Raw genomic sequence first — 5,790 nt, 5'->3', positions numbered from 1 at the left:
GGGTGTCGCGCAGGCCGCGGTCGTGGTGCGTGAGGACACGGCGGGTGACCGCCGGCTGGTGGCTTATGTGGTCCCCGACGACAGCAGCGACAGCGGCGTGGACGTTGTTGGGCTGAGGGCGCGGGTGACGGCGTTCGTCGCGGAGCGTCTGCCGTCGTACATGGTTCCGTCGGCGGTCGTGGTCCTGGGTGTTCTGCCGCTGACGGTCAACGGCAAGCTCGATGTGAGGGCGTTGCCGGCGCCGGAGTACGTGAGTGGGGGCCGTCGTCCCGCGACGGACCGCGAGGAACTGCTGTGCGGTGTGTTCGCGCAGGTCCTCGGACTGCCCGAAGTCGGTGTCGATGACGACTTCTTCGCCCTCGGCGGCCACTCCCTCCTCGCCGTCCGCCTCGTCGAACGGCTCCGCGAACGCGGCCTGTCCGTCTCCGTACGCGCACTCTTCGAGACCCCGACCCCGGCCGGCCTCGCCGTCGCGACGAGCACGGCCCACACCACCGTCCCCGAGAACCTCATCCCGGCCGACGCCACCGAGATCACCCCGGAGATGCTCCCGCTCGTCGACCTGACGACCGACGAACTGGCCCGGATCGTCGACTCCGTCGACGGCGGCGCCGCCAACGTCGCGGACGTCTACCCGCTCGCCCCCCTCCAGGAGGGCCTGCTCTTCCACCACCTCCTCAACGAGGGCGGCGACGACGCCTACGCGCTCCCGACCGTCATCGAGTTCGACTCCGCCGAGCGCTTCGACAGCTTCCTGTCCGCGCTCCAGGCCGTCGTCGACCGCCACGACATCCTGCGCACGGCGATCATGTGGGAAGGCCTGCGCGAACCCGTCCAGGTCGTCCGGCGCCACGCCGCCCTGCCCGTCACCCACGTGACCCTCGACGCGGACACCGACGACCTCGTCGCCGCACTCGTCACGGCCGGCGGCACCACGATGGACCTGAGCCGCGCCCCCCTGATCACCCTGCACGTCGCACCGACGGCGGACGGCAAGCGCCTCGCCCTGCTGCGCATGCACCACATGGTGCAGGACCACACCGCGAAGGAAGTCCTCCTCGACGAGGTCCAGGCCTTCCTCACTGGCCGCGGCCAGGACCTCCCGGCCCCGCTGCCCTTCCGCAACTTCGTCGCCCAGGCCCGTACCGGCGTCGAAGAGGCCGCACACGAGCAGTACTTCGCCGAGCTGCTCGGCGACGTCACCGAGCCCACCGCCGCCTACGGCCTGGTCGACGTCCGCGGCGACGGCACCGGCATCACGCGAGGAGAACGGGAGTTCCAGCCCGCCCTCACCACCCGACTCCGCGACGTCGCACGACGCCTCGGCGTCAGCCCCGCCCCCGTACTGCACGTGGCATGGGCACGAGTCCTCGCCGCGCTCAGCGGCCGCGAGGACGTCGTCTTCGGCACGGTCCTCTCCGGCCGCATGAACGCGGGCACCGGCTCCGACCGCGTCCCCGGCCCCTTCATGAACACCCTCCCCGTCCGGGTACGCACCGGGGAACTCGGCGCGCTCGAGTCCATCAAGGCCATGCGCGGCCAGCTCGCCCGCCTCATGGAGCACGAGCACGCCCCCCTGGCCGTGGCCCAGCGGGCCGGCGGCCTGCCGGCCGACACCCCGGTCTTCACCTCCTTCTTCAACTACCGCCACGACACGGGCCGCAAGGCCGACGGCGAGCACACCGCCGCGATCACCGGCATCCGCACCGTCTGGACACAGGACCGCACCAACTACCCGCTCTCCGTGGCCGTCAACGACAACGGCGAGACCCTCACCCTCGTCGTCGACGCCATCGCCCCCATCGCCCCGCACTCCGTGACGGAGCTCGTCCACAGGGCCGCCGAGCACCTGGTCTCCGCAGTGGAGACCGCACTGTCCGACGGCACCGACCTGCCCCTCGCCACCCTCGACGTTCTCGGTGACGACGAGCGTCGTCGGGTGCTGGTGGAGTGGAACGACACGGCGACGGACCTGGGTTCGGTGTTGGTGCCGGAGCTGTTCGCGGCTCAGGTGGCGCGTACTCCTGATGCGGTGGCTGTCGTCGCCGGTGGCGCGGAGGTGTCGTTCGCGGAGCTGGATGTCCGGGTGAACCGTCTGGCCCAGTACCTGGCCGGTCAGGGCATTGGCCCGGAGTCGGTGGTGGGTGTGTGCCTGCCGCGCGGGGTCGATGCGGTGGTCGCGTTCCTGGCGTCGTGGCGTGCGGGTGCGGCGTATCTGCCGATCGATCCGGAGTATCCGGCGGAGCGGATCGGTTTCATGCTGGCGGACAGCGGTGCGGTTCTGACGCTGACGACGGAGGAGATCCTCGATGATCTCCCGGCGGGCCGGAACCGCTTCGTGGCCCTGGACAGCGCGCTGATGCGGATGCAGCTGACCTCGGCGCCGACGGACGCACCGAAGGCAGACATCGCCCCGAACTCCCTTGCGTACGTGATCTACACGTCGGGTTCGACGGGCCGCCCGAAGGGCGTGGCCGTCACCCATGAGGGCCTGGCGAACTACGTGACCTGGGCCGTCGACGCGTACAAGATGCGTGAGGGTGCTGGCGGTGCGCCGCTGCACTCCTCGCTCGCGTTCGACCTGACGGTGACCAGTGTCCTGGTGCCTCTGGTCGCGGGTTCGGCGGTCGTGGCTGACGAGCAGGGCGGCGCGGAGGGTCTCGCGGGCCTGGTGAAGGCGTCGGAGACGTTCGGTCTGGTCAAGGCTGTCCCCGCCCACCTCCCGCTCCTGGCGGAGATGCTCACCCCCGAGCAGGCGGCTGCTTCCGCCCGTACGTGGGTCGTGGGTGGCGAGGCCTTGTCGGGGACGGTCGTCCGTGACTGGCTGGAGCTGGCTCCCGAGTCCGTGATCGTGAACGAGTACGGCCCGACGGAAGCGGTCGTCGGCTGCTGCGTGCATGAGATCTCTGCGGGCCAGAGTGTCGGGGACACGGTGCCGATCGGTCGTCCGATCGCCAACACCCGCCTGTACGTCCTCGACCAGCGCATGCGCCCGGTCGCTCCGGGTGTCGCCGGCGAGCTCTACATCGCGGGCACCCAGCTGGCCCGTGGCTATGTGAAGCGTCCGGGTCTGACGGCTGAGCGTTTCGTGGCCAACCCCTTCGAGCCCGCCGGCCGTCTCTACCGGACGGGTGACATGGCCCGCTGGACCAAGGACGGCCTGCTGGAGTACCTCGGCCGGGCCGACGAGCAGGTCAAGGTCCGTGGTTTCCGTATCGAGCCGGGCGAGGTCGAAGCAGTCGTCACCGCGCACCGTGAGGTCGCCCAGGCGGCGGTCGTCGCCCGCGAGGACACCCCGGGGGACACCCGCCTCGTCGCCTACGTCGTCCCCACCGACCCCGACGAGACCGACGACGAACTCGCTGCTTCCGTCGCCGAGTTCGTCCGAGGGCGCCTGCCCGAGTACATGGTTCCGTCCGCGGTCGTCGTCCTCGACGCGCTCCCGCTGACCGCCAACGGCAAGCTCGACCGCAAGAACCTCCCCGCACCGGACAACGCCCACGCCGGCGGCTCCGGCCGCGGCCCGGAGAGCCGCGAGGAAGAGGTCCTCTGCGAGGCCTTCGCCCAGGTCCTCGGCCTCGACCACGTCGGCGTCGACGAGAGCTTCTTCGCCCTCGGCGGCCACTCCCTCCTCGCCGTCCGCCTCGTCAGCCGTGTCCGCGCCGCGCTCGGCGTCGAACTGGACCTGGCGACGCTCTTCGAGGTGCCGACCGTCGCCGGCCTCGCGGCCCGACTGGGCCTGGCCGGCGCCGCGCGTGCCGGACTCGCCCCCATGCCGCGCCCCGAGCGCACCCCGCTGTCGTACGCCCAGCAACGCCTCTGGTTCATAGGCCAGTTGGAAGGTACGAACACCGGCTACAACGTCCCCGTCGCGCTCCGCCTGGCCGGGGACGTGGACCACACGGCGCTGGCCGCGGCCCTGCGGGACGTCCTGGAGCGGCACGAGGTCCTGCGTACCGTGTTCCCCGTCACCGACGGCGAGCCGTACCAGCGGGTCATCCCCATGGAGGAGCTGACCTGGCAGCTGCCGCTCGTCGAGGTCGCCGCCGCCGACCTGCCGGACGCGGTCGCCACCGCGGGCGAGTACGCCTTCGACCTCTCCGCCGAAATACCCTTCCGCGCCTGGCTGTTCTCTGCCGGACCCGACGAGCAGGTCCTCGTCGTCGTGATGCACCACATCGCGAGCGACGGCTGGTCCAAGCGTCCGCTCGCGCAGGACCTCTCCACCGCCTACGCGGCGCGGTGCGCGGGAGAAGCCCCCGCGTGGGAGCCGCTGCCCGTGCAGTACGCGGACTACGCGCTGTGGCAGCGCGAGCTTCTCGGCGACTCTGCGGACCCCGACAGCGTCGGCTCCCGCCAGGTCGCCTTCTGGCGCGAGGCACTCGCCGACGCCCCCGAGGAGCTGACGCTCCCCGCCGACCACCGCCGCCCCGCCGTCTCCACCAACCGGGGCCACCGCATCCCGGTGACCGTTCCGGCCGACGTCCACGCACAGCTGCGGGACCTGGCGCAGGCCGAGGGCGTCACCACCTTCATGGTGCTCCAGGCCGCCAGCGCCGTACTCCTCGCGAAGCTCGGCGCGGGCACCGACATCCCGATCGGTTCGGCCCACGCCGGCCGCAACGACGAAGCCCTCGACGACCTGGTCGGCTTCTTCGTCAACACGCTGGTCCTGCGGACGGACCTGTCCGGCGACCCGACCTTCCGCGAGGTCCTGAACCGGGTACGCGAGACGAGTCTCGCGGCGATGGCGAACCAGGACGTGCCGTTCGAGAAGCTCGTCGAAGAGCTCGCCCCGGCCCGCTCCCTCGCCCGCCACCCCCTCTTCCAGGTCATGCTCTCCCTGGAGAACAACGCCGAGGCGGTCCTCGACCTGCCCGGCCTGCGCACCCCGCCGACCGCCGCACGACCGGCCGGCCCCGTCGACGCCGCGGCCAAGTTCGACCTGGCCTTCCAGATCTCCGAGACCGCCGACACCGACGGAACCCCCGCCGGACTGCACGGCAGCGTGGTGGCCGCCGCCGACCTGTTCGAGCAGGACTCGGCCGGGCGCATCGCCGAACGCTGGACGCGCGTCCTCGCCGCCCTGGTCGCCGAGCCCGCGACCCGCCTCAGCGCGGTCGACGTACTCGACGCACCCGAGCGCGACCTCCTCCTGAACGACTGGAACGACACCACCACGACCGTCGCGCCCACCACCGTGCCGGAACTCTTCGCGGCCCACGCCGCGAGCACCCCGGACGAGGTCGCGGTGATCGCGGGCGGCACCGAGCTCACGTACGCGGAGCTCGACGCCCGCGCCAACCGCCTCGCGCACGTCCTGGTCCAGCGGGGCATCGGCGCCGAATCCGTCGTCGGCCTCAGCTTCGGCCGCGACGAGCAGATGATCGTCGCCGTCCTGGCCGTCTGGAAGGCCCAAGCCGCCTACCTGCCCATCGACCCCGAGCACCCCGCCGACCGCAAGGCGTACCTGATCGCCGACAGCGGTGCCGCCCTCGTCCTCACCACCGAGGAGGCCCTGCCCGGCCTCCCCGCGGACCGCGCGCCGGTCGCCGTCGTGGACGGCCCCGAGCTGCGCGCCGCACTCGACTCCGCACCGGACACGGCCCCCGAGGCCGCCTACACGGACACCGGCCTCGCCTACGTGATCTACACGTCGGGTTCGACGGGTCGTCCGAAGGGTGTGGGGGTGGGGCATGGGGCGTTGGCGAATTTGGTGTCGGTGTTCGCTCCGTTGATGGGTGTGGGGCGTGGGGTTCGGGTGTTGCAGTTTGCTTCGTTCGGGTTTGA

1 protein-coding gene is annotated in these 5,790 nt (G+C 71.7%); it reads left to right on the top strand.

The genetic code is table 11. The features are described 5' to 3' along the window. Positions 1–22: 22 nt before the first annotated feature. On the top strand, positions 23–5,790 hold a 5,768-nt coding region (locus AB0G79_RS33220; protein WP_360813201.1), incomplete at its 3' end, for an amino acid adenylation domain-containing protein.

The organism is Streptomyces sp. NPDC020807, assembly GCF_040641575.1.
In the GTDB taxonomy this organism is placed as follows: Bacteria; Actinomycetota; Actinomycetes; order Streptomycetales; family Streptomycetaceae; genus Streptomyces.
The sequence above is the reverse complement of the archived record's forward strand: the minus strand, read 5'-3'. Positions and strand labels throughout refer to the sequence as shown.